We start from the raw sequence: 23,348 nt of genomic DNA, 5'->3' as shown, positions 1-23,348 counted from the left end.
CCCCCAGGAACCGGCGCGGTCTCCGGTACATGATCTGGAGAGAGCACAACCACGCGCGCGGTTCAGCCGTCTGTCCCGGTCGATCGGCGGCCCAGCGCGTCGCCGACTCCGTGAAGGATGGACGCAGACGTGACCGACAGTGCTGGCACGCCCGACGACGAGCCGCAGGACGACGAGCCGCAGACGGACGGCCAGGACACGGATCCGTCGAACGCCGCTCCCGAGCCGCCGGAGCGGCACAAGCGGCACTGGGTGCGCTGGACCGCCCTCGGAGTCTCGTTCGTCGTGCTCGTCGCCGCGGGCGCCGGCTGGTGGTTCTACAACAAGCTCGACCACAACATCAAGACGGACAACACCACGACCGCCGAGCTGCGCGCGTACGACAGGGAGCGCCCCACGTCCGTCGCGGCCGGCGCCGAGAACATCTTGCTCATCGGGTCCGACTCGCGCTCGGGCGACAACAAGAAGTACGGCAGGGACGAGGGGTCGCAGCGTTCCGACACCACGATCCTGCTGCATCTCGCCGCGGACAAGAAGAGCGCGACGGCGGTGTCCCTGCCGCGTGACCTGATGTCGCACGTGCCGAGCTGCATCAAGGCGGACAAGACCCGTACGCCGAAGCAGTTCGTGCAGTTCAACTGGGCGTACGAGTTCGGCGGCACCGCCTGCACCGTCCGCACCGTGGAGAACATGACCGGGGTCCGGATCAACCACTACATGGTGGTCGACTTCAACGGCTTCAAGGGCATGGTCGATGCGGTCGACGGCGTCGAGGTCTGCCTCAAGAAGCCGGTGAACGACAAGGACGCCCACCTCAAGCTGCCCGCGGGCCGCCAGACGCTCAACGGGGAGCAGGCGCTCGGATACGTACGCCTCCGGCACTCCATCGGCAACGGCAGCGACACCGAACGCATGCAGCGCCAGCAGGAGTTCCTCGGTTCGCTGGTGAAGAAGGTGCAGAGCAACGGCGTCCTGCTGAACCCGACGCGGCTCTACCCGGTGCTGGACGCGGCGACCAAGTCGCTGACGACGGACCCCGGTCTGGACACCCTCAGGGACCTGTACGACCTGACGCGCCGGATGCGCGACATCCCCACCCACCGGGTCCAGTTCCTGACGGTGCCGCGTGAGCCGTACACGGCCAACCGCGACCGCGACCAGCTCGTGCAGCCGGATGCGGACCGGCTCTTCAAGCGGCTCCGTGACGACGCCCCGGTCACCGTGACCAAGGGCAGCACCGGCACCGCCGCGGGGACCCCGGGTGCGGAGCGCTCCGGGGGCACGGCGGACGCCGGCGGGAAGCGCAAACCGTCGCCCTCTCCGCAGGCCACTTTCCCGGGGACGAATGCGGCTGCCGCGGCCTGCGGGTAAAACAATTCTCAAACCCGTATCCGCAGGGCATGTGGATTGGGTGGTATGCCCAGTTGTAAGCGCCAAGGAATGTGACCTGGACGTCGCTGGACATTGATCCGGGCAGATAGTGTGACGCGATCCGGTGCGTCCGGCCATGTGGTCGCGCACTGCAGGACGAAAGACCGAGCGCCCGGGGGGAGGGCGCCTCGCGTGGCACCGACGGAGGACACAGGCAACCGTGGACGCGCATAGCCGTGGTCGGGACGATATCGACCCCGCAGACCAGTGGGTGCTCAACCCGGAAACCGGCAATTACGAACTGCGACTGAACCCTTCCGGACCGCAGTCGGGGGACAGACCGGCTTCCAGTTCCGACTCCGCTTCCGGCCGCGCACGTCGCAGGGATTCGCTGCCCGAGCAGTCCTCCGGCAGGCGTTCGCAGCAGCAGTCGCCGCCGCAGTCACCGCGCCGCGACGTGCCCGGGCAGCGCAGCCGCCGGGCGGGGAACAGCCAGGACGGCCGTCCCGGGAGCGGGCCGCAGACGGCGGCCGGCCGCCGGAAGCGCAAGCAGCAGAAGTCGCGCAGGAAAAAGGCGCTGATGTGGACCGGCGGTGTGACGGCCTTCGTCCTCATCGGCGGCTCGGTCGCCACGTACCTGCTCTACGAGCACTTCAACAACAACATCAACAAGATCGATGTGGTCGGCGGCACTTCGGGCTCCACCAAGAACCGGGCCGTCAACATCCTGCTGATCGGTACGGACAAGCGCACCGGCAAGGGCAACGAGGGCTACGGCGACAAGGGGAGCGTCGGCCACGCCGACACGAACATCCTCTTCCATGTCTCCAAGGACCGGACGAACGCGACCGCGCTCTCCATCCCCCGCGACCTGATCACCGACATCCCGGACTGCCAGGTCAAGCAGCCGGACGGGTCGATGAAGACCATCCCCGGCACGCCGCAGGTCCGCTTCAACACCAGCCTGGGCCAGGACGATCGCGACCCCGGCTGCACCATGAAGACGGTCAAGGCCATAACAGGCCTGACGGTCGATCACTTCATGATGGCCGACTTCAACGCCATCAAGACGCTGAGCACCGCGGTGGGTGGCGTCGATGTCTGTGTGGCGCACCCCGTGGACGACAAGGAGTCGCATCTCAAGCTCCCGGCGGGGAAGTCCAAGGTCGAGGGTGAGCAGGCGCTGGCCTTCGTCAGGACCCGGCACAGCTTCGGCAACCAGGGCGACCTGGACCGCATCAAGGTGCAGCAGCAGTTCCTGGCCTCGCTGATACGCAAGATGACTTCGGGTGACACGCTCACCAGCCCCTCCAAGCTCTACGACCTGGCGAACGCCGCGACCAAGGCGCTCACCGTCGACAGCGGCATCGGGAGCATCGACCACCTCAAGAGCCTCGCGATGGACCTGAAGGCGGTGAACCCGAAGAACGTCACGTTCACCACGCTGCCGGTCCTCGACAACCCGGCGGAGAAGGTCCACGCCACCGTGGTCGTGAACCCCACGCAGGCGGACCCGCTGTTCGCGATGATGCGCGACGACGTCTCGCTCACCGAGGTCAAGAAGAAGAAGGACGCGGCCGCGAGCAAGCAGGAGGCGCTCCTCAAGGGGAAGCAGGCCAACGCGTCCGACGTCCGGGTCAAGGTGCTCAACGGCGGGGCCCAGCCCGGATCGGCGCAGACCACGCTGACCTGGCTGCAGAACACCGAGGGCGTACTGAAGTCGGAGAACGGCGGCAACTACAAGCCGGACCTCTCCAAGACGACCCTCACGTACGCGCCGAACCAGGCGGACCAGGCCCGCAAGCTCGCCGACATCATGGGCCTGCCCGCGGCGGCGCTCAAGCCTGGCACGAAGGACTCCGTCGGGCTCACCCCGATGACGCTGGTCCTGGGGGCGGACTTCAAGGCCGCCGGCACGCCGATCACGGCGCCGGCGAAGGCACCGGCCGACATACAGAAGGTCGAAGCCGACAAGAGTGTGTGCGCCAAGTGACGCCAGGTCACCGGGCGATACCGATACCTGAGTAGCAGGGGGGACCTGGTGGGACAGAGAACGACGCGGGGGGAGGGGACTCGGCCTCGCCGTCCGGGCGCGAGTCAACTCGGCCGGGACGACAGCCTGCACAAGCGGGGGGCTGCCCGACCGACCCCTGAAGGCCCGGCCGGCGGCCCGGCGGGCGGTGGCGGAAGCCACCGGCAGCAGACGTCGCGACGGCGCGCGCGGCGCGGGAAACGCCGAATACTCCGCTGGGTGGCGGGCGCCGCGGCACTGCTGATCATCGGCACCGCGGGCGCGGGATATCTCTACTACCGCCACCTGAACGGAAATCTGCAGAAGAGCGCCCTCAACCTCGGCGACCACGAAGCCCCGAAGTCGAAAGCCAACGCGGCGGGCCAGACCCCGCTGAACATCCTGCTGATCGGCTCGGACGCGCGGGACACCAAGGAGAACCAGAAGCTCGGCGGCGCCAAGAGCACCTTCGGCTCCCCTCCCCTGGCGGATGTGCAGATGCTGCTGCACGTCTCGGCCGACCGCAGCAATATGTCGGTCGTCAGCCTGCCGCGCGACACCGTGCTGAAGATCCCCAAGTGCACGGATGAGAATGGCAAGACCTATCCGGCGACGGGCTGGACCCTGGCCAACGAGTCGCTCAGCCGCGGCGGCGCCGGCTGCACCGTCGCCACCTGGGAATCCCTCACCGGCGTCCACATCGACCACTTCATGAGGATCGATTTCTCCGGTGTGGTCTCCATGGCCGACGCGATCGGCGGGGTGCCGGTCTGTGTGGACGCCAATGTGTACTCGCACACCCACGACGGCCACGGCTCGGGGCTCAAGCTCAGGAAGGGCACCACGTCGGTCAAGGGGCAGCAGGCGCTCCAGTGGCTGCGGACGCGGTACGGATTCTGGCCGGACACCGACGTCGTACGGACCAAGGCCCAGCACGAGTACATGAATTCCATGGTCCGCCGGCTGCGCGAGGGCACCAAGCTCACGGACCCCGGCAAACTCATGGACCTCGCCGAGGCGGCGACCAACGCGCTCAAGGTCGACGACGGGATCCGCGACATCAAGAAGCTGTACGACCTCGCCCAGGAGCTCCAGAAGGTCCCGACGTCGCGGATCACCATGACGACCATGCCGAATGTGAACTCCGTACGGCCCGGGTTCGAGGAGAAGGTCGACCCGAAGGCGGGCGACGCGGACCAGCTGTTCGCCATGGTCAGGAACGACACCCCGCTGGACGGCAAGGGGGCGAAGAAGAAGCCCGCCGAGAAGGTCTCCGCCGATCCGGCGGCGCCCAAGGGCGAGATCGGCATCACCGTGCGGAACGGCACGGGGGGCGACGGCGGCCTGCCGTCGAAGGGCCGGGCCGGTTCGATCGCGTCGCTGCTGACCGGGCAGGGCTTCGCGCGCGCCGTGGCCGATCAGACGCTGGACCCGCAGAAGAAGACCGAGGTGCTCTTCCCCAGCGCCGATCTGGAGGGCGACGCCCAGTCGGTGGCGAAGGCCATGGGCGTGCCGCTGAAGTCCGTGACGAAGTCCACGCAGGTCACCGGGGTCACGGTGGTCATCGGAAGCGACTGGCGTACGGGCACGGTCTACCCCAAGTCCGCGGGGGACGACGGGAAGACGCCCGACTCGGCCAACGCGCTGCGCGGGGACGACAAGTCGGCGTGCATGCATGTCGACCCGGCGTACACCTGGACCTCGTAGCCCGGGTCCGTAAGCCGGAGCACACACGGGAAAGGGCCGGTCCTGACCGCCTCACGGCGGCCGGACCGGCCCTTTCGCCACGCTCAGACGGCGGTGCGGACCGCCGGGCGGCGGCTGGCGATGACCTTGCGGGCCAGCGCGCGCGGGCTGGTCAGGAAGCCGAAGCCCCAGCACATGTGCATGGTGGCCAGGGCCACCGGGATCTGCACCCGCGCCTTCGGCGAGAGCCCCTTGCCGGCCGGCAGCGAGCCCGCCACGATGGCCGCGACATAGCCGGCGGGCACCAGGAAGGCCCACGGGGTGACGGCCGCGCCGACCACGATGCCCGCCGCGATCGCGCAGACCGCGGTCGGCGGGGCGAGGTAACGGAGGTTGATCGAGCCCTCGTGGTAGCGGGCGACGACATGGCGCCAGCGGCCGTAGTCCTTGTACTGCTTGGCGAGCGCCCGGACCGAGGGGCGCGGGCGGTACTGGACGCGAAGCTCGGGCGAGAACCAGATCAGGCCGCCGGCCTCGCGGATCCGGAAGTTCAGCTCCCAGTCCTGGGCGCGGATGAACTCCTCGTTGTACCCGCCCTGCTGCTCGAGCGCCTCGCGCCGGAAGACCCCCAGGAAGACGGTCTCGGCGGGGCCGGCCTCGCCGCCGGTGTGGAACGCCGCGTTGCCGACGCCGATCTTGGAGGTCATCGCGGCGGCGACCGCGTCTTCCCAGGCGTTCTCGCCCTCGGCGTGCATGATCCCGCCGACGTTCATCGCGCCGGTCTCCTCCAGGAGGCGGACCGCGGTGGCGATGTAGTTCGGCGAGAGCATTCCGTGGCCGTCGACCCGCACCACGACGGGGTGCCTGGACGCCTTGATGGCGGCGTTCAGCGCGGCGGGCGTACGGCCGGTGGGGTTGGGCACGGTGTGGACCCGGGGGTCCTCCCGTACCAGCTCGGCGGCGATCTCCTCGGTGCGGTCCGACGACGGGCCGATGGCGATCACCACCTCCATCTCGCCGTCGTACTCCTGCTCCAGGATGTGGCGGACCGAGTTGCGCAGATGCCGCTCCTCGTTGAGGACCGGCATGATCACAGAAACAGCGGGCGTGGCGTGCGTGGCGTCCATAGGACGGTCACGTTACCGCGAACGAGGGACACCGGGCGCGTCGGCCGGGTGGCCTACCCGGGATGTTGATCACAGCGGCCTAGCGTGGTCGCTTCCCCTGTCCGTCCCCCGCGGAGGTGTCCCAGTTTCCCCCGTGCCCCCGCCCCGCCGCCGAAGGCCGCCGCCGCGCCGTCCGCCCCGCCCCCGCTGGGGTATGCGCATCATCACCACCCTGTCCGTCCTGGTGCTGGGCGCAGGTGGGATCGGTCACGCGCTCATCGGTGAGCTGGACGGCATCGGCCGTATCGACCCGTTCAAGGACATGAAGGACCGTCCCGCTCCGGGCCGCGGTATGAACGTGCTCCTCGTCGGCACCGACGGCCGCGACAAGATCACGCCGGCGGAGAAGCAGAAGTACCACCTGGGCGGCGCCCCCTGTCACTGCACCGACACGGTCATGCTCGTCCACGTCTCGGCGGACCGCTCCAGGGTGAGCGTCGTGAGCCTGCCGCGGGACAGCTACGCGGTGGTACCCGCGCGCACCGACCCCGCCACCAGGAAGCGCTACCCCGCCCACCCGGTCCGGCTCAACGCGGCGTACGCCCAGGGCGGCCCCCAGCTCACGGTGCAGACCGTGGAGAAGATGACCGGCGTCCAGATCAACCACTATCTGGAGGTCGACTTCACGAGCTTCATGAAGACGGTGGATGTGCTCGGCGGCGTCGATATCTGCACCGCCCGCCCGCTGAAGGACGCCTACACCGGGCTCGACCTGCCGGTGGGATCCAGCAGGCTCAACGGCGGCGAGGCGCTCCAGTACGTACGCTCCCGTCACCTCGACGCGGCGTCCGACCTGGGCCGGATGCAGCGCCAGCAGCGCTTCATGGCCTCCCTCATCGCCAAGACGACCAGCAGCGGTGTGCTGCTGAACCCGGTCAAGTTCCGCGATGTCGCGTCCACGATCTTCGGCTCGGTCCGGGCGGACAAGGGCTTCGGCCCGGACGAGATGCTCTCCATCGGGCAGGCGATGCGGGGCTTCAAGCCGGCGTCGTCGGAGTTCACCTCCGTGCCCATCGGGCAGATGAACTACCGGGTCAAGGGCATCGGCTCGACGGTGAAGTGGGACCCGGTGAAGGCCGGGAAGCTCTTCAGGGAAATCCGCGAGGACGTGCCGATCGCGGTGCACCGGTCGGCGGCGCCGAAGGCCCGGAAGGTCGACGTGCCGCCCAGCCAGATCAGGGTGCAGGTGGCCAACGGCACATCGACCGCCGGTCTGGCCGCCCGCGCCGACAAGAGCCTGCGCTCCACCGGCTTCCTCTCATCGGTCGCGGCCGTGGTCCCGGGCCGGCCGGCGGCTTCGGACACCGAGCGCACGGTCATCGAGTACGACCCGCGCTGGAACCGGTCGGTGCGCTCGCTGGCGGCGGCGCTGCCGCACGCGGAGCTGCGGTCGGTGGCGGGGATCGGCTCCACCCTGAAGGTGACGCTCGGGTCGGACTTCACCACGGTGACACCGGTCCGGGCGGACGAGCCGGATCCGGGCAGGTTCGCGGCGGTCACGGGCGACCAGGTGGTCTGCAAGTAGCGGTCCGCGAGTTGGTCTGCAAGGAGCGGTCCGCGAGTAGGGGCCGGCGGTCCCGGGGCGGGCAGCCCGCCCGCTCAGCCCGCCCGTCCGCTCGTTCAGTCGTCGATGCCGTCGGCCAGGTGCCGCTCCCGCAGCTCCTTGATCGCGCGGCGCCGGGCCAGCCGGTGCGTACGGCGGATCTGCGCCTCCTGGTAGCGCCGCTTGTCGCGCTCGCTGCCGGGGACCACCGGCGGTACGGCCCGGGGCTTGCCGTCCGCGTCGACCGCGGCGAAGACGAGGTAGGCGCTGCCGACCTGCTGGGCCGGGGACGACTCGTTCCACCGCTCGGCCAGGACCCGTACGCCGACCTCCATCGACGACCGGCCGGTCCAGTTCACCTGCGCCTTCACATGGACCAGGTCACCGACGCGGACCGGCTCCAGGAAGACCATCTCGTCCATCGACGCGGTGACCGCGGGCCCCTCGGAGTGCCGGCCGGCCACGGCACCAGCCGCGTCGTCCACCAGTTTCATGATCACGCCACCGTGCACGGTACCGAGGAGATTGGTGTCGTTGCCCGTCATGATGTGACTCAGGGTGGTTCGTGAGGCCGAGGTGGGCTTGCCCGGAAGATCTGTCATACGTGCCAGCTTAGGCCGGGCCCGTGCCTCGGCACTTTTGCATCAGCTCTGCAACAGCACAGCTGCGATTCCACACCCGCCCTGTAATACATACGCATCGTGACGGCACACTGGTCCACATGGACGACAGGGACCGCTACGGACGCGGCAGCGAGAACGCACAGCCCGACGGTGCTCGGGTCATGCGGCACGTGCAGCGTTCGACGCCACCTGCCCAGCGGCAGTACGGCGGACAGCAGCAGGACCAGGGTTACGACAACGGCTACGACTCCGCGTACGACAGTGGCTACAACACCGGCCAGGTCTACGGGCAGGGTGGCCCCTCGGGACCCGGCAGCCGGAGAGGCCAGGGCGGGCAGGGCACTGGCGGCCCTCGTCCCACCGCACGTCCGGGCACTCCCCCGAACTGGCGCCGCCGCATCAAGATCGGCGCGCTGGTCCTGGTGATCGTGATCCTCGGCACCTCCATCGGTACGTACTTCTGGGCCGACGGGAAGCTGCGCCGCGAGGTCGACCTGTCCAAGGTCATCGACCGCCCCGCCACGGGCAAGGGCACGAACTACCTGATCGTGGGCTCGGACAGCCGCGACGGCATGTCCGCGGCCGACAAGAAGAAGCTGCACACCGGCTCCGCCGAGGGCAAGCGCACCGACTCCATGATCATCCTGCACGTCGGTGATCACGGGAACACGATGGTCTCGCTGCCCCGTGACTCGAACGTCACGATCCCGTCGTACAAGGGCTCGACGTCCGGCAAGCTCTACCCGAACACCGGCCGGCAGACGAAGCTGAACGCCGCGTACGCGGAGGACGGCCCGGAGCTGCTGGTGCGCACCATCGAGTACAACACCGGGCTGCACATCGACCACTACGCGGAGATCGGCTTCGACGGCTTCGCGAGCATCGTGGACGCGGTCGGCGGGGTCCAGATGGACATTCCGCAGGCGTTCAAGGACAAGGACTCCGGCGCCGACTTCCCGGCGGGCAAGCAGACCCTCAACGGCAGCCAGGCCCTGGCCTTCGTCCGCACCCGGCACGCCTTCGCGGCCAGCGACCTGCAGCGCACGAAGAACCAGCAGAAGTTCCTGGCGGCCCTGGCCTCCCAGACGGCCACCCCGTCCACGCTCATGAACCCCTTCAAGCTCTACCCGGTGATGGGCGCGGGCCTTGACACGTTGATCGTGGACAAGGACATGAGCCTGTGGAACCTGGCGTCCATGTTCTGGGCCATGAAGGGTGTGTCGGGCGGCGACGGCAAGCAGATGAACATGCCGATCTCGGGCTCCACCGGCGGCAACCTGGTCTGGGACAAGACCAAGGTCACGCAGCTGGTGCAGGAGCTGAAGAACGACGACACGGTGACGGTCTCGGGCAACTAGTGCCGCGGCACTAGCCAGCACGAACGGACACAAACAGAGGAAACCCCGGCCGGCGGCCGGGGTTTCCTCTGTTTGTGCCCGGGGGCCCGTGGCCGCTACGGCAGGTTGCGGGCCATCACGATCCGCTGGACCTGATTCGTGCCCTCGTAGATCTGCGTGATCTTCGCGTCGCGCATCATGCGCTCCACCGGGTAGTCACGCGTGTAGCCGTACCCGCCGAGGAGCTGGACCGCGTCCGTCGTGATCTCCATCGCGACGTCCGACGCGAAGCACTTGGCGGCCGCGCCGAAGAACGTCAGATCGCCGTCGAGGCGCTCCGACTTCGCGGCGGCCGAGTAGGTGAGCTGGCGGGCCGCTTCGAGCTTCATCGCCATGTCGGCGAGCATGAACTGGATGCCCTGGAAGTCGCCGATCGGCTTGCCGAACTGCTTGCGCTCCTGGACGTAGCCCTTGGCGTAGTCGAGTGCGCCCTGCGCGATGCCGAGAGCCTGCGCGGCGATCGTGATGCGGGTGTGGTCCAGGGTCTTCATCGCCGTGGCGAAGCCGGTGCCCTCCTCGCCGATCATGCGGTCGGCGGGGATCCGGACGTTGTCGAGGTAGACCTCGCGGGTCGGGGAGCCCTTGATGCCGAGCTTCTTCTCGGGTGCGCCGAAGGAGACGCCCTCGTCGGACTTCTCGACCACGAACGCGCTTATGCCCTTGGAACGCTTGGTGGGGTCGGTGACGGCCATCACCGTGTAGTACTCGGAGACACCCGCGTTGGTGATCCAGCGCTTCACGCCGTTGAGCACCCAGAAGTCCCCGTCGCGCACGGCCCTGGTCTTCATGCCGGCCGCGTCCGAACCCGCGTCGGGCTCGCTCAGGCAGTACGAGAACATGCCCTCGCCCTTAGCCAGGCGGCTCATGTACTTCTTCTTGAGGTCCTCGGAGCCCGAGAGGATCACCGGGAGCGAGCCCAGCTTGTTGACGGCCGGGATCAGGGAGGAGGACGCGCAGACGCGGGCCACCTCCTCGATGACGATGACCATGGCGAGCGCGTCGGCCCCGGCGCCGCCGTACTCCTCGGGTACGTGCACGGCGTGCAGGTCGGCAGCGGTCAGTGCGTCCAGCGCCTCCTGCGGGAAGCGGGCTTCCTCGTCCACCGCGGCGGCGAAGGGTGCGATCTTCGCCTCAGCCAGCGCGCGGACCGAGTCGCGGAGCATGTCGTGCTCCTCGGCCGGGCGGTACAGGTCGAAATCGGGCGAACCTGCCAAGGTCACTCACTCCCCAAGATGCTAACTACCGTTAAGTAACCAGATTTTAGGCGCTGTCCGCCCACAGGGATACGTGAGTTGCACGACAGGGGCAGGGCCGGGTATCGGGCGCCCCGGCTATGCTCGGGCGCGCACCCGATCCCGTACGCCCCCTGGAGCTCCCTGATGGCCCTGAAAATCACCGTGATCGGTACCGGTTATCTCGGTGCCACCCACGCCGCGGCCATGGCTGAGCTGGGATTCGACGTACTCGGTCTGGACATCGTCCCCGAGAAGATCGAGATGCTCTCGCAGGGCCGCGTCCCCATGTACGAGCCCGGACTCGAAGAGCTTCTGCAGCGGCACGTCGCGGGGATCGAGGGGGCGACCGGACGGCTGCGCTTCACCACGTCGTGGGAGGAGGCGGGCGAGTTCGGCGATGTGCACTTCGTGTGCTGCAACACCCCGCAGAAGCACGGCGAGTACGCCTGCGACATGTCGTACGTCGACAACGCCTTCCGCTGGCTCGCACCGCATCTGAAGCGGGACGCGCTGGTCGTCGGCAAGTCGACCGTGCCGGTCGGCAGCGCGGCCAGGCTCGCCGGGGTACTCCGGGAGCTGGCGCCCGCCGGTGAGGGTGTGGAGCTGGCGTGGAACCCGGAGTTCCTGCGGGAGGGCTTCGCCGTCAAGGACACCCTGCACCCCGACCGGATCGTCATCGGTGTGGAGAGCGAGAGGGCCGAGAAGCTGCTGCGCGAGGTGTACGCGGGGCCGGTGGGCGAGGGGTCGCCGTTCGTGGTGACCGACTTCCCCACGGCCGAGCTGGTGAAGACCGCCGCGAACTCCTTCCTCGCCACGAAGATCTCCTTCATCAACGCGATGGCCGAGGTCTGCGAGGCCGCCGACGGCGACGTCGCGAAGCTGGCGGAGGCACTCGGGCACGACGAGCGCATCGGCAAGAAGTTCCTGCGGGCCGGGATCGGCTTCGGCGGCGGCTGCCTGCCCAAGGACATCAGGGCCTTCATGGCCCGCGCGGGCGAGCTGGGCGCCGACCAGGCGCTGACCTTCCTCCGCGAGGTCGACTCGGTCAACATGCGGCGCCGCGGCCACATGGTGGAGCTGGCGCGGGAGGCCGTGGGCGGCGGCTCGTTCCTGGGCAAGCGGGTCGCGGTGCTCGGCGCGACCTTCAAGCCGGACTCGGACGACGTACGGGACTCCCCCGCGCTGAACGTCGCGGGCCAGATCCACCTCCAGGGCGGCCAGGTCACGGTCTACGACCCCAAGGGCATGGAGAACGCCGGCCGCCTCTTCCCGACGCTCGGCTACGCGGAGACCGCGCTGGACGCGGTACGCGGCGCGGATGTCGTCCTGCACCTCACGGAGTGGCGCGAGTTCCGCGAGCTGGACCCGGCGGCACTGGGCGCGGTGGCCTCCGAACGGATACTGCTGGACGGCCGCAACGCTCTGGACCCGGTCGCGTGGCGCGAGGCCGGCTGGGTGTACCGGGCGATGGGGCGGCCGCGGGCCTAATCCCGTTGTGGGAGGGGAGCGGCGAGGGGACCATGGGGCCGTTACCTGTGGACGCGTACACCGGTAACCGCCTCAATCCACCGACCCAGGGAGATCACCATGGCCGTGGCCAAGCTCGGTTCCGTCGTTCTGGACTGTCCCGACCCCCGCGCGCTCGCCGCCTTCTACGCGGAGATCCTCGGCGGCACGGTCGAGGACAAGGACCCGGAGTGGGTGAGCCTCACCGGCCACCCGGGCACGCCGCTCGAATTCCAGCTGGCGCCGGACTTCGTACCGCCGCGGTGGCCCGCGGGCGACAGCTCGCAGCAGTTCCATCTGGACCTGACCGTCGAGGATCTGGACGCGGCCGAGAAGCAGATCCTGGCGCTGGGCGCGAAGGTGCTCGACGCGGCGGACCACTCGCGCACCTGGCGGGTGTACGCGGACCCCGCCGGGCACCCGTTCTGCCTCTGCGCCTGCTGAGACCCGGGCCGGCTGCCGGGTGCGGCTGAGCCGGGGTGCTCCGCCCGGCCCGGCCGCACTGTCCAGCCGTCCAGCCCCGGTCAGCCGTCCAGGTCAGCCAGGGTCGCGTTGGACGGGCCGCGCTCGGACTGGAGGCCGCGGGCCACGTCCTCCGCAGCGCGCAGTACCCGTACCGCGTTCTGCCAGGTCAGCTTCGCCAGGTCCGGCTTCGACCAGCCGCGGCCGATCAGCTCACCGATCAGGTTCGGGTAGCCCGCCACGTCCTCCAGGCCGGCCGGGGTGAAGGCCGTGCCGTCGTAGTCGCCGCCGATGCCGATGTGGTCGACGCCTGCGACCTCACGCATGTGGTCCAGGTGGTCGGCGACCGTGGACGCGGTGGCCATCGGGCGGGGGTGCGCCTCCTCGAAGGCGCGTTGGACCTTCAGGCCCGCGGGCGTGGTGTTCAGGTGGTGCAGCCCGTGGGTGCGCATGTTCTCGTCCGCGCGGGCGGTCCAGGCGACCGCCTCGGGGAGGATGAACTTCGGGACGAACGTGGCCATCGCGACGCCGCCGTTCGCCGGGAGCAGCGCGAGGACGTCGTCCGGGATGTTGCGCGGGTGGTCGCAGACCGTACGGGACGAGGAGTGCGAGAAGATCACCGGCGCCGTGGAGGTCGCCAGCGCGTCGCGCATCGTGGACGCCGCCACATGCGAGAGATCCACCAGCATGCCGGTGCGGTTCATCTCGCGTACGACTTCATGGCCGAAGGCGGTCAGCCCGCGGGCCTTCACGACGTCGGTCGCGGAGTCCGCCCAGGCGATGTTGTCGTTGTGCGTGAGCGTCATGTAGCGCACGCCCAGCATGTACAGGGCGCGCAGGGTGCCCAGCGAGTTGTTGATGGAGTGGCCGCCCTCGGCGCCCATCAGGGATGCGATGCGGCCCTGGCTCCTGGCCTTCTCCATGTCGTCGGCGGTCACTGCGCGGACCAGGTCATTGGGGTAGCGGGTGAGCAGCTGGTCCACCGCGTCGATCTGCTCCAGCGTCGCGCTGACCGCGTCCTCGCCCGCCATGTCGCTGCGGACGTAGACCGACCAGAACTGCGCGCCGACGCCGCCCTTGCGCAGCCGGTGCAGGTCAGTGTGGAGGTGGCCCGTCTGGTCGCGGGCGATGTCCAGCGCGTCGAGGTCGTACCGGACGTTCTCGCGCAGCGCCCAGGGCAGGTCGTTGTGGCCGTCCACGACCGGGTACTCGGCGAGCAGGTCCAGCGCTTCGGTGAGGTGATTGCTCATGGGAACCGCCTACTTTCCGAATCCGAAGGTTTCCGCGCCCGCCGCCCTGGCGCGCAGCCGGGTGCCCTTCTCCGTCGCTTCGTCGTTCAGCTTCTGCTGGAACTCCCGCATCTTGTCCTGGAGTTGCGGGTCGGACGCGGCCAGGATGCGGACGGCGAGCAGCCCCGCGTTGCGCGCGCCGCCCACCGAGACCGTCGCCACCGGGACGCCGGCCGGCATCTGCACGATGGAGAGCAGCGAGTCCATGCCGTCCAGGTACTTGAGCGGCACCGGGACGCCGATGACCGGCAGCGGGCTGACCGATGCCAGCATCCCCGGCAGATGGGCCGCTCCCCCGGCGCCCGCGATGATCGCCCGGAGCCCCCGCCCGTCGGCGTGCTCGCCGTACGCGATCATCTCGCGCGGCATCCGGTGGGCGGAGACGACGTCCACCTCGTACGCCACTCCGAACTCGTCCAGGGCCTTGGCCGCGGCCTCCATGACGGGCCAGTCGGAGTCCGAGCCCATCACGATGCCGACCACGGGAGCGGCAGAGGCCGCGGGAGCTGACGGAGAGGTCATTCGGTGATCGTCCCTCGCAGGTATCCGGCGGCATGACGGGCGCGTTCCAGTGCCTCGTCGAGGTCGTCGCCGTAGGTGTTGACGTGGCCGACCTTGCGCCCCGGCTTCACGTCCTTGCCGTACATGTGGATCTTGAGCTGGGGGTCGCGGGCCATGCAGTGCAGATAGGCCTGGTACATGTCCGGGAAGTCGCCGCCCAGGACGTTGCACATGACCGTCCAGCGGGCGCGCGGGCGCGGGTCGCCGAGCGGCAGGTCCAGGACCGCGCGCACATGGTTGGCGAACTGCGAGGTGATCGCGCCGTCCTGGGTCCAGTGGCCGGAGTTGTGCGGGCGCATCGCCAGCTCGTTCACGAGGACGCCGGGTGTGCCGTCCGGTCCGCGGACCTCGAAGAGTTCGACCGCGAGGTGGCCGGTCACGTCCAGCTCGGCGGCGATCCGCAGAGCGAGCTGCTGGGCCTCGCCCGCCAGCTCCTCGCTGATGCCGGGCGCGGGGGCGATCACGGTGTCGCAGACCCCGTCGACCTGCTGGGACTCGACCACCGGGTAGGCCACGGCCTGGCCGTGCGGGGAGCGTACGACGTTCGCCGCCAGCTCCCGTACGAAGTCGACCTTCTCCTCGGCCAGGACCGGGACGCCCGCCTTGAAGGGGGCTTCGGCGTCCGCGAGGGAGCGTACGAACCAGACGCCCTTGCCGTCGTAGCCGCCCCGGACCGTCTTGAGGATGACCGGGAAGCCGCCCACCTCGTCCGCGAAGGCGACCGCGTCGGCCGGGTCGGAGACGATGCGGTGGCGGGGGCAGGGGGCCCCGATCGCGGTGAGCCGCTCGCGCATCACCCCCTTGTCCTGGGCATGCACCAGCGCGTGCGGGCCCGGCCGGACGGGGATGCCGTCCGCCTCCAGGGCGCGCAGGTGCTCGGTGGGCACATGCTCGTGGTCGAAGGTGATCACATCGCAGCCGCGCGCGAAGGCGCGCAGCGTGTCCAGGTCGCGGTAGTCGCCGACGACGACTTCGCTGACCACCTGGGCCGCCGAGTCCTGCGGGGTGTCACTGAGCAACTTGAATCTGAGGCCGAGGGGGATACCCGCCTCGTGGGTCATCCGGGCGAGCTGTCCGCCACCGACCATGCCGACTACGGGGAACGTCACGTACCCCAGGGTATCCGCAGGCCCGTACCCCGCATGCCAGCACGTCACAGCCTTGACCGGGCACCCGAACGGAGCACTGGCTAGCATGGTCGCGTTGACCGGCTCGACCGAACGCCGACCCGACCCACTCGACCGAACGGGGCTACCGACCACCATGAGCGATTCCGGCGGGATGCGGACGCGGGTGCAGCGGCTCTGGCGCGAGGTCGCCAAGTTCGGCGCGGTGGGCGCGCTGGGCCTGCTGGTCAACATGGCGGCGTTCAACCTGCTCCGGCACACGACCTCTCTCCAGGTCGTACGGGCCAGTGTGCTGGCGACCGTCATCGCGGTCGTCTTCAACTACGCCGGCCTGCGGTACTTCGCCTACCGGGACCGCGAGAAGAACGGCCGGGCCCGCGAGATGGGGCTGTTCCTGCTGTTCAGCCTGGTCGGGGCGGTCATCGAGAACGGGGTCCTCTACGCGGCGACGTACGGCGCCGACTGGAACTCCCCGCTGCAGAGCAACTTCTTCAAGTTCCTCGGTATCGCCGTCGCGACCCTCTTCCGCTTCTGGTCCTACCGCACCTGGGTGTTCCGGGCGCTGCCCACACCGGAGCCGGCCCCGTCTCCCGGGCCTCTGGTGGAGGCCGGGCCGGAGTAGGCCCCTCCGGGCCGGACCGGGCCCCGCCCGGTCACCGGATCGTCGGCTGCGGATCCGGGACGCTGCTCTGCTGCGGCGGGTTCTTCGACACCCGGCTCAGGAAGAGCGCGAAGACCGGCGGGTGCTGCTGGAGCATTTCGAGCCGTCCGCCGTCCGCCTCCGCCAGGTCACGGGCCACGGCGAGGCCGATACCGGTGGAGTTGCGGCCGCTGATGGTCCGCTCGAAGATCCGCGCCCCGAGGTCGGACGGCACCCCCGGCCCCTCGTCCGTCACCTCGACGACCGTCTGGGTGCCGGTGACCCGCGTACGGACCGCGACGGTGCCGCCACCGTGCATCAGCGAGTTCTCGATCAGGGCGGCCATCACCTGGGCCACCGCGCCGGGCGTGCCGATGGCCCGCAGCCCGCGCTTCCCCGACCGTACGATCGCGCGCCCCGCGCTGCGGTACGCCGGGCGCCACTCCTGGAGCTGCTGGGTGACGACCTCGTCCAGATCGAAGGTGACGGCGGAGCCGGTGCGGGGGTCGCGGGAGTTGGTCAGCAGCCGCTCCACGACGTCCGTCAGCCGCTCGACCTGGGTCAGCGCGATGGTCGCCTCCTCCTTCACCGTGCCCAGGTCCTCGGTGAGGGTGATCTCCTCAAGACGCATGGAGAGCGCGGTCAGCGGCGTACGGAGCTGGTGCGAGGCGTCGGCGGCCAGCCGGCGCTCGGCGGTCAGCATCCTGGTGATCCGCTCGGCCGACGAGTCCAGCACATCGGCGACCCGGTCCAGCTCGGGCACCGCGTACCTCTTGTGGCGGGGGCGCGGGTCGCCTGAGCCAAGGCGTTCGGCGGTCTCGGCGAGGTCGGTGAGCGGCGAGGTGAGCTTGTTGGCCTGGCGTACGGCGAGGAGCACCGCCGAGATGATCGCCAGCAGGGCCACCGCGCCGATGATGAGCAGGGTGCGGCCGACCTCGCGGGTCACGGTGGAGCCCGCTTCCTCGACCGTGACCTCCTCGCCGTGGGCGCCGGTCGCCCTGGACCGGATGACGCTGCCCTCGGGCTCGGTGCCGAGCCTGACGGTGTCCCGGCCGGGGATCTTGATCACCGCGTAGCGATGGGCCTCGACCTGGTCGTGCAGGACCGACCCGGTGACCCGTTCCTTGCCGACGATCCGGCTCTCGACGATGCTCGCGAGGCGCAGCGCCTCGGAGTCCACGCTCTCCTGGGCACTGCTGCTGATGGTGCGCGTCTCGACGATGACGAGCGAGACGCCGAAGACGGCGATCACGACGAGTACGACGGCGAGCGTGGAGTTGATGAGTCGGCGGCGCATGCGGCAAGTGTCGCAGTCGCCGCCCGTGGGACCGGAACGGTTCTACGCCCGTGGGACCGGAACGGTTCTACGCCCGCGGCCTCGGCCTGCGGCCCCCGCCTCAGCTCTTCTCGAAGCGGAAGCCGACGCCCCGCACGGTGGCGATGTAGCGCGGGTTCGCCGCGTCGTCGCCGAGCTTCTTGCGCAGCCAGGAGATGTGCATGTCGAGCGTCTTGGTGGACGACCACCAGGTGGTGTCCCAGACCTCGCGCATCAGCTGGTCCCGGGTGACGACCCGGCCGGCGTCCCTGACCAGGACCCGCAGCAGGTCGAACTCCTTTGCGGTGAGCTGGAGTTCCTCGTCGCCCATCCAGGCGCGGTGCGACTCGACGTCGATCCGTACGCCGTGGGTGGCGGGCTGCGGGGCGGTATCGGCGGCGCCACGCCGCAGCAGGGCCCGGACCCGCGCCAGCAGTTCGGCGAGCCGGAACGGCTTGGTGACGTAGTCGTCGGCACCGGCGTCCAGGCCGACCACCGTGTCGACCTCGTCGGCGCGGGCGGTGAGCACCAGGACGGGCACGGTGTGCCCGTCGGCGCGCAGCCGCCTGGCCACCTCCAGGCCGTCCATGCCGGGCAGGCCCAGATCCAGGACGACCAGGTCGATCCCTCCTTGAAGGCCGGCGTCGAGCGCGGTCGGTCCGTCTTCCCGCACCTCGACCTCGTAACCCTCCCGACGCAGTGCGCGGGCCAGCGGCTCCGAGATGGATGCGTCGTCCTCGGCGAGCAGTACACGGGTCATGAAGGTGATGGTAGACCGCGACGGGTCGTGCTCGTGAGGTGATCGCGAAGGGCTGCGGGTCTGGGTGACCATACGGATTGTTACCTTCGAATACAGCGGCCGGTTCCGGCATTCACCTGTGATCCATGTCTCAACCCCTTTCAAATGCCGCAGCTGGCTCTTTATGGTGGCGAGACGCCTGTAGCAGTACTTGAGGTTCTTTGGCCTGCCATGAGGCGCCAAAGACCCCTTTATTCTGTGCGCGGCCGGCATATCGGCCGCGTGGACAGTGAATGACCTAGCGGCCGGGCCCTGTGTGCGAGGAAGCGCGCGGAGCGTGGATCCCGGTGTGGTCTCCCCCTTCGGTCCGGATGACGTCCGGCTGGCCCCTCAGGCGTGGGGCGGGGACGGATCATCCCGGTGCCGGCCACCCCCCACCGGGCGCGTCTCCGATCTGCGACGCGTCCCGAAAAGCAAGGAACGACCATGGCGTCAAGCCTGACGAAGGCTCCGGAGACCCCGGAAAAGACCTTCTTCGGACACCCCCGCGGCCTGGCAACGCTCTTCATGACGGAGATGTGGGAGCGTTTCAGCTTCTACGGCATGAGGGCTCTGCTTCCGCTGTACCTGGTGTCCAACAGCGGTCCGCACCTGAGCGCGGCCACCGCCACGGCGATCTACTCGATCTACCTGGCGATGGTCTACCTGCTCGCCATGCCCGGCGGCTGGTTCGGCGACCGTGTCTGGGGGCCCCGTAAGACGGTCGCCATCGCGGCCTCGGTCATCATGGTCGGGCACCTCACACTGGCGCTGCCCAGTACGGGTGCGTTCTTCGCGGGTCTGGCTCTCGTCGCGTTCGGTTCCGGACTGCTGAAGGCCAACATCTCCACGATGGTCGGCCACCTGTACAAGGGTCCGGACGACCCGCGCCGCGACGGTGGCTTCACCGTCTTCTACATGGGCATCAACCTCGGTGCCTTCCTCGCGCCGCTGGTCATCGGCACGGTCGGCGAGAACGTCAACTGGCACCTCGGCTTCGCCCTCGCGGCGCTCGGCATGGCGATGGGCCTGATCCAGTTCCTCGTCGGCACCCGCCACCTGAACGCGCGCAGCAGCATCGTCCCGAAGCCGCTGTCGGCGCAGGAGCGCAGCTCGACCCTGACCAAGGGCCTGATCTGCCTGATCATCGCCGCGGTCTTCTACGGCATCGTGATCTTCAGCGGTGCCTTCACCCAGAACTGGGCGCTCTACCCGATCACCGTGCTCGGTCTGCTCATCCCGATCGGTGTCCTGGTGCGCATCAAGCGCGACCGCGACCTGTCGGGCCAGGAGCAGAAGAAGATGTCCGGGTACATCTGGTTCTTCGTGGCCGCGGCCGTCTTCTGGATGATCTACGACCAGGGCGGCTCCACGATGTCGCTCTTCGGTGAGAACTCCACGACGAACAGCCTGCTCGGCTTCCACTTCCCGACGTCCTGGTACCAGTCGGTGAACCCGGTCTTCATCATGGCGCTGGCCCCGGTCGTCGCCTGGATCTGGCTGGCCCTCAACAAGCGGGGCAAGGAGCCGAGCACGGTCGTCAAGTTCGTCTCGGGCCTCTTCCTGATCGGCATCTCGTTCTTTGTCTTCATGCTGCCGCTGATGTCGACGACGGACGGCTCGAAGGTCAGCCCGATGTGGCTGGTGGCGATCTACTTCATCCAGACCGTCGGTGAGCTCTGCCTCTCCCCGGTCGGCCTCTCGGTGACCACGAAGATGGCCCCGGCGAAGTACGCCAGCCAGATGATGGGTGTGTGGTTCCTCGCCGTCACGGCGGGCGACTGCTTCACCAGCCTGATGTCGCTGGCCGGTGTGAACCTCAACAAGTCCGGCATCGTCGGTCTTGAGGCGGCGCTCGCGGTGGTCGCTGCGATAGCGATCTGGATGTACCGGCGCAAGGTCAAGGAACTCATGGGCGAGGTCCGCTGACGCGGTCCGTACCCGCTCCGTTCCGTACGAGACAGGCCCCGCCGCACCGGTCAGGTGCGGCGGGGCCTGTCTCGTACGCGCTGGGCTTCGGACCTGTCCGGTACGCGCCGGGCCCTCCCGGTGACGGCGGCGGACCCGGTGCGCTGTGCGCTGTGTCTTGTGCTTTGTGCCCGGGGGTCAGCGGGTGCCGCGCAGCCTCCTCCACGGGGTGAAGGTGAACACCGCGCCGCCCAGCAGGATCACCGTGCCGGCCACCAGGCCGAGCGCCCGCAGACCGCCGTTGTCACTCGCACCGGTCTCGGCGAGGCCACCGCTGGTGCTGGTGCTGCCGCCCGAGCCGCCCGTCGCGGTGCCGCCGGTGGTACCGCCGGTGGACGTGCCACCCGACGCGCCGCCCGGCTGGGCCGACGTGTCCAGTTGCAGTGAGACGGCGACGTTCGCCGGCGGGGTGCAGGTGGTGGTCGTACCGAGCGCCTTGACCGTCAGTACGCCGGGGCTGAGCGTCGTCTTGCCGGTGGCGCCCGGCTTGTACGTGCCGGTGAGGTCGGGGATCTCGATGGGCGCACCCGACTTGATGGCCGACTTGTTGGCCGGGCCCACCACATGGACCGTGCCCTTGTCGGAGCCGCCCAGCTTGACGTCCATGGACGGGACGACCGAACCGGCGGGGATGTCGGCCGGGCTGTCCATCACGGACTTGCTGAACTTCACGGTGAGGCCGTAGTCCCCGCCGCTCTTCTTCGCGTTGATCTGCACCGGCGATGTGGCGTTCTTGTCGCCGATGGGCGTCTTGCAGGCGTAGGCCACGGAGACCTGCTTGCCGGGGAAGTCGGTCCCGCCCCCGGTGCCGCCCGTGGTGCTGCCGCCGGTGCTCGTACCGCCGGTGGTGGTCCCGGCCGTCGTGCCGCCCGTGGTCGTACCGCCGGTCGTCGTGCCGCCGGTGGTCGTACCGCCGGTCGTGGTCCCGCCGGCGGCCGTGCCGCCCGTCGTGGTCCCGCCGGTGGTCGTACCGCCCGTCGTGGTCCCGCCGGTGGTCGTGCCGCCGCCGTCCGTGACCTTGATGGTGGCCGACGGCTTCACCGTCTCCTTGGGCGAGCACTTGGTGTCCGTGGAGATCGGCTTGCTGACGTTGATGTTGTACTTGTCGGCCGTCAGCGTGACGTCCCCGGCCTTGGTCAGCTTCAGCTTGGCCGTCATGTCGGAGAGGACCATCGGGGCGCCCTTGGGAATGGGCGGGTTGGTCCGGGGCCCCTGCACTGCCAGATCCGCTGTCTGGGCCCCGCCGACCTTGACCGTGCCGGTCGGCTGCACGGTGTTGGCGTCCAGATCGAGGATGTCGGGGTTCTTGGAGGCGGCCGAGACCGTCTTCCACACGACATCGACCTCGTCGCCCACCTTCGCGGTGGCGGGCGCGGTGATCGCCACTTGGGTCGTGCCCTCGATGGGCGGCAGGCCGGAAATCGAGGGCGGTATGCACTCGGTCTTGTACGAGACGTCCGCGGCCTGGGCAGGGCCCGCGGCCAGCATGATCCCCGCACCGCCGAGCATCAGCGCGAATCCTGCCGCGCTCATCCTCCGTTGTCTGATCACGAGTTTCCCTTCGTCGTCGGGTGCTTCTCGGCCGGGTGGTTCTCAGACGGTGCGGTGTCCGGGGTGAACCACGGCAGAACCGTGGCCGTAGAGGGCGGCCCGTCACCGGACGGCGATGCCGTCCGCTCGGGCCTGCGGAACGCGGGCATTCTCACGGCGAGTCCGGGCAGCAGCGCGTTCCGGTGACGGCCGGCGCCACCGGCCGTACCGCGTGCGCCCCGCGGCCTGACCTTGTCGACGACCGCCATGCCGATACGGAAGATCGCGGCGGGTACGACCACGCACAGCAGCAGCCAGAAGAACGTGACGCCCCACGGGCGCCCTACGCCCCAGGGCTGCTCGACCATCACCTTGCCGGCGTACTTCACCGCGACCTGGTAGTCGCCGTGGGCGCCCGCGGACAGTTCGGTGTCCAGTCTGATCTGCGCCTTCTTGCCGGGTGCGACGGTGCCGTGCCACTGGCCGTCCTGCCACTGCGGGGCGAACACGCCGTGCGAGGTGCCGAGGGAGAAGAGCGGGTCCTTGACGGGCGTCGAGCCGAGATTGCCCACGGTGAAGACGATGGTCCGGCTCGGCGGCGCCCCGAACCAGGTGAGGATCCCGCTCGACCCTTCGAGCCGGGCGTCGGACAGGACCGCCAGCCGCCCGCCGGGCGGGGGTTTCGGCAGGGCCGCGACCGGATGTCCCGCGACCTTGAACACCACGTCGGCCGCGGCCTGTTCACCGGTGACGGTCGCGATGTGCACCACGCACGGGCAGGGTTTGGGCGGCTCGGCGACCGGCAGCTTCTTGCTGAAACCGCCCTTGGAGTCGGTGGTGACGGCGCGTCCCTCGGAGTTGGCACAGGAGTTGGTGCCGCCGATCACGCCCCGGGCCGGGGTGGCCTGACCACAGATCAGCATCATGAGCAGCGCGTCGGGGCGCCAGCCGGTGCCCTTGACGGTGATGTCGCCGCCCTTGCCCGCCTGTTGCTGGGAGAGCGTGGCGCCGGGCTTGCCGGCCGCGGCGGCGCCGGTTGCCGGGGACAGGACCAGGACGGGGAGCAGTGCCAGGAGAAAGGCCAGGGCGGCTCCGGCTCCCCTGCTCCCGGTGGCCCGCAGCCACCGGGCGGGTTCGATC

The 23,348-nt window shown here is 69.4% G+C and carries 19 protein-coding genes; 9 read left to right on the top strand and 10 right to left on the bottom strand.

What is annotated here, in order from left to right; all coding sequences use genetic code 11:
• Nucleotides 1-117 precede the first annotated feature (117 nt).
• From OG210_RS19555 to OG210_RS19545, 3 genes are all read left to right on the top strand, one after another.
• The gene (locus OG210_RS19555; RefSeq protein WP_328327207.1) at nucleotides 118-1,371 is read left to right on the top strand and encodes an LCP family protein; all 1,254 of its coding nucleotides are present in this window, start codon (nucleotides 118-120) and stop codon (nucleotides 1,369-1,371) included.
• 220 nt (nucleotides 1,372-1,591) lie between these two features.
• Nucleotides 1,592-3,364, top strand: a complete 1,773-nt coding sequence (locus OG210_RS19550; RefSeq protein ID WP_328327209.1) for an LCP family protein — start codon at nucleotides 1,592-1,594, stop codon at nucleotides 3,362-3,364.
• Between the two features lie 48 nt (nucleotides 3,365-3,412).
• Nucleotides 3,413-5,089: an LCP family protein gene (locus OG210_RS19545; protein WP_328327211.1), complete on the top strand. Its 1,677-nt coding sequence runs from the start codon at nucleotides 3,413-3,415 to the stop codon at nucleotides 5,087-5,089.
• Between the two features lie 83 nt (nucleotides 5,090-5,172).
• Here OG210_RS19545 and OG210_RS19540 read toward each other — a convergent pair whose 3' ends face one another.
• Nucleotides 5,173-6,195 carry a glycosyltransferase family 2 protein gene (locus OG210_RS19540; protein WP_328327213.1) on the bottom strand — a complete coding sequence of 341 codons (1,023 nt, stop codon included), beginning with the start codon at nucleotides 6,193-6,195 and terminating at the stop codon, nucleotides 5,173-5,175.
• Between the two features lie 193 nt (nucleotides 6,196-6,388).
• Between OG210_RS19540 and OG210_RS19535 the strand changes: the two genes are divergently transcribed.
• Nucleotides 6,389-7,759, top strand: coding sequence for an LCP family protein (locus OG210_RS19535; protein ID WP_371537916.1), 1,371 nt, complete (start codon nucleotides 6,389-6,391; stop codon nucleotides 7,757-7,759).
• Nucleotides 7,760-7,854: 95 nt separating this feature from the next.
• Here OG210_RS19535 and OG210_RS19530 read toward each other — a convergent pair whose 3' ends face one another.
• Nucleotides 7,855-8,379, bottom strand: a complete 525-nt coding sequence (locus tag OG210_RS19530; protein WP_328327217.1) for an acyl-CoA thioesterase — start codon at nucleotides 8,377-8,379, stop codon at nucleotides 7,855-7,857.
• Nucleotides 8,380-8,498: 119 nt separating this feature from the next.
• Here OG210_RS19530 and OG210_RS19525 point away from each other — a divergent pair, with 119 nt between their 5' ends.
• Nucleotides 8,499-9,758, top strand: coding sequence for an LCP family protein (locus tag OG210_RS19525; RefSeq protein WP_328327219.1), 1,260 nt, complete (start codon nucleotides 8,499-8,501; stop codon nucleotides 9,756-9,758).
• Between the two features lie 95 nt (nucleotides 9,759-9,853).
• Here the strand turns inward: OG210_RS19525 and OG210_RS19520 are convergent, their stop codons facing one another.
• Nucleotides 9,854-11,011: an acyl-CoA dehydrogenase family protein gene (locus tag OG210_RS19520; RefSeq protein WP_328327221.1), complete on the bottom strand. Its 1,158-nt coding sequence runs from the start codon at nucleotides 11,009-11,011 to the stop codon at nucleotides 9,854-9,856.
• 165 nt (nucleotides 11,012-11,176) lie between these two features.
• On the opposite strand from OG210_RS19520, the gene OG210_RS19515 reads away from it, so the two are divergent.
• Entirely contained in the window at nucleotides 11,177-12,520 is a 1,344-nt protein-coding gene (locus OG210_RS19515) for a UDP-glucose/GDP-mannose dehydrogenase family protein (protein WP_328327223.1), read from the top strand.
• A 99-nt stretch (nucleotides 12,521-12,619) separates the two neighbouring features.
• Nucleotides 12,620-12,982: a VOC family protein gene (locus OG210_RS19510; RefSeq protein WP_328327225.1), complete on the top strand. Its 363-nt coding sequence runs from the start codon at nucleotides 12,620-12,622 to the stop codon at nucleotides 12,980-12,982.
• Between the two features lie 80 nt (nucleotides 12,983-13,062).
• Here the strand turns inward: OG210_RS19510 and OG210_RS19505 are convergent, their stop codons facing one another.
• Genes OG210_RS19505 through OG210_RS19495 form a run of 3 tightly spaced genes read right to left on the bottom strand, consistent with a single transcriptional unit; the run spans nucleotide 13,063 to nucleotide 15,959 of the window.
• Complete coding sequence (locus OG210_RS19505; RefSeq protein WP_328327227.1) at nucleotides 13,063-14,250, bottom strand: dipeptidase; 1,188 nt, start codon at nucleotides 14,248-14,250, stop codon at nucleotides 13,063-13,065.
• A 9-nt stretch (nucleotides 14,251-14,259) separates the two neighbouring features.
• Nucleotides 14,260-14,811 carry a 5-(carboxyamino)imidazole ribonucleotide mutase gene (gene purE, locus OG210_RS19500; RefSeq protein WP_327297248.1) on the bottom strand — a complete coding sequence of 184 codons (552 nt, stop codon included), beginning with the start codon at nucleotides 14,809-14,811 and terminating at the stop codon, nucleotides 14,260-14,262.
• Complete coding sequence (locus tag OG210_RS19495) at nucleotides 14,808-15,959, bottom strand: 5-(carboxyamino)imidazole ribonucleotide synthase (RefSeq protein ID WP_328327229.1); 1,152 nt, start codon at nucleotides 15,957-15,959, stop codon at nucleotides 14,808-14,810. The genes purE and OG210_RS19495 overlap by 4 nt, the downstream gene beginning before the upstream one ends.
• Before the next feature lie 154 nt (nucleotides 15,960-16,113).
• On the opposite strand from OG210_RS19495, the gene OG210_RS19490 reads away from it, so the two are divergent.
• Nucleotides 16,114-16,599 carry a GtrA family protein gene (locus OG210_RS19490; protein ID WP_328327232.1) on the top strand — a complete coding sequence of 162 codons (486 nt, stop codon included), beginning with the start codon at nucleotides 16,114-16,116 and terminating at the stop codon, nucleotides 16,597-16,599.
• Between the two features lie 31 nt (nucleotides 16,600-16,630).
• Here OG210_RS19490 and OG210_RS19485 read toward each other — a convergent pair whose 3' ends face one another.
• Nucleotides 16,631-17,914, bottom strand: a complete 1,284-nt coding sequence (locus OG210_RS19485) for an ATP-binding protein (RefSeq protein WP_328327234.1) — start codon at nucleotides 17,912-17,914, stop codon at nucleotides 16,631-16,633.
• Nucleotides 17,915-18,014: 100 nt separating this feature from the next.
• Complete coding sequence (locus OG210_RS19480; protein WP_328317821.1) at nucleotides 18,015-18,692, bottom strand: response regulator transcription factor; 678 nt, start codon at nucleotides 18,690-18,692, stop codon at nucleotides 18,015-18,017.
• Nucleotides 18,693-19,157: 465 nt separating this feature from the next.
• Here OG210_RS19480 and OG210_RS19475 point away from each other — a divergent pair, with 465 nt between their 5' ends.
• Nucleotides 19,158-20,639 carry an oligopeptide:H+ symporter gene (locus OG210_RS19475; RefSeq protein ID WP_328327239.1) on the top strand — a complete coding sequence of 494 codons (1,482 nt, stop codon included), beginning with the start codon at nucleotides 19,158-19,160 and terminating at the stop codon, nucleotides 20,637-20,639.
• Nucleotides 20,640-20,816: 177 nt separating this feature from the next.
• On the opposite strand, the gene OG210_RS19470 is transcribed toward OG210_RS19475, so the two are convergent.
• Together OG210_RS19470 and OG210_RS19465 are read right to left on the bottom strand one after the other, a co-directional pair.
• Nucleotides 20,817-22,211, bottom strand: a complete 1,395-nt coding sequence (locus OG210_RS19470) for a hypothetical protein (RefSeq protein ID WP_371537908.1) — start codon at nucleotides 22,209-22,211, stop codon at nucleotides 20,817-20,819.
• A 14-nt stretch (nucleotides 22,212-22,225) separates the two neighbouring features.
• The gene (locus OG210_RS19465) at nucleotides 22,226-23,347 is read right to left on the bottom strand and encodes a hypothetical protein (RefSeq protein WP_328335450.1); all 1,122 of its coding nucleotides are present in this window, start codon (nucleotides 23,345-23,347) and stop codon (nucleotides 22,226-22,228) included.
• Nucleotide 23,348: the final 1 nt, after the last annotated feature.

This window comes from Streptomyces sp. NBC_00466 (genome assembly GCF_041433995.1).
Lineage (GTDB): Bacteria > Actinomycetota > Actinomycetes > Streptomycetales > Streptomycetaceae > Streptomyces.
The sequence above is the reverse complement of the archived record's forward strand: the minus strand, read 5'-3'. Positions and strand labels throughout refer to the sequence as shown.

Bases quoted from the DNA above. Each gene is read 5' to 3' on its own strand.
- OG210_RS19555 (WP_328327207.1), top strand. From the start codon at position 118: ATGGACGCAGACGTGACCGACAGTGCTGGCACGCCCGACGACGAGCCG.
- OG210_RS19540 (WP_328327213.1), bottom strand. From the start codon at position 6,195: ATGGACGCCACGCACGCCACGCCCGCTGTTTCTGTGATCATGCCGGTC.
- OG210_RS19535 (WP_371537916.1), top strand. From the start codon at position 6,389: ATGCGCATCATCACCACCCTGTCCGTCCTGGTGCTGGGCGCAGGTGGG.
- OG210_RS19530 (WP_328327217.1), bottom strand. From the start codon at position 8,379: ATGACAGATCTTCCGGGCAAGCCCACCTCGGCCTCACGAACCACCCTG.
- OG210_RS19525 (WP_328327219.1), top strand. From the start codon at position 8,499: ATGGACGACAGGGACCGCTACGGACGCGGCAGCGAGAACGCACAGCCC.
- OG210_RS19515 (WP_328327223.1), top strand. From the start codon at position 11,177: ATGGCCCTGAAAATCACCGTGATCGGTACCGGTTATCTCGGTGCCACC.
- OG210_RS19510 (WP_328327225.1), top strand. From the start codon at position 12,620: ATGGCCGTGGCCAAGCTCGGTTCCGTCGTTCTGGACTGTCCCGACCCC.
- OG210_RS19505 (WP_328327227.1), bottom strand. From the start codon at position 14,250: ATGAGCAATCACCTCACCGAAGCGCTGGACCTGCTCGCCGAGTACCCG.
- purE (WP_327297248.1), bottom strand. From the start codon at position 14,811: ATGACCTCTCCGTCAGCTCCCGCGGCCTCTGCCGCTCCCGTGGTCGGC.
- OG210_RS19490 (WP_328327232.1), top strand. From the start codon at position 16,114: ATGAGCGATTCCGGCGGGATGCGGACGCGGGTGCAGCGGCTCTGGCGC.
- OG210_RS19485 (WP_328327234.1), bottom strand. From the start codon at position 17,914: ATGCGCCGCCGACTCATCAACTCCACGCTCGCCGTCGTACTCGTCGTG.
- OG210_RS19480 (WP_328317821.1), bottom strand. From the start codon at position 18,692: ATGACCCGTGTACTGCTCGCCGAGGACGACGCATCCATCTCGGAGCCG.
- OG210_RS19475 (WP_328327239.1), top strand. From the start codon at position 19,158: ATGGCGTCAAGCCTGACGAAGGCTCCGGAGACCCCGGAAAAGACCTTC.
- OG210_RS19470 (WP_371537908.1), bottom strand. From the start codon at position 22,211: ATGAGCGCGGCAGGATTCGCGCTGATGCTCGGCGGTGCGGGGATCATG.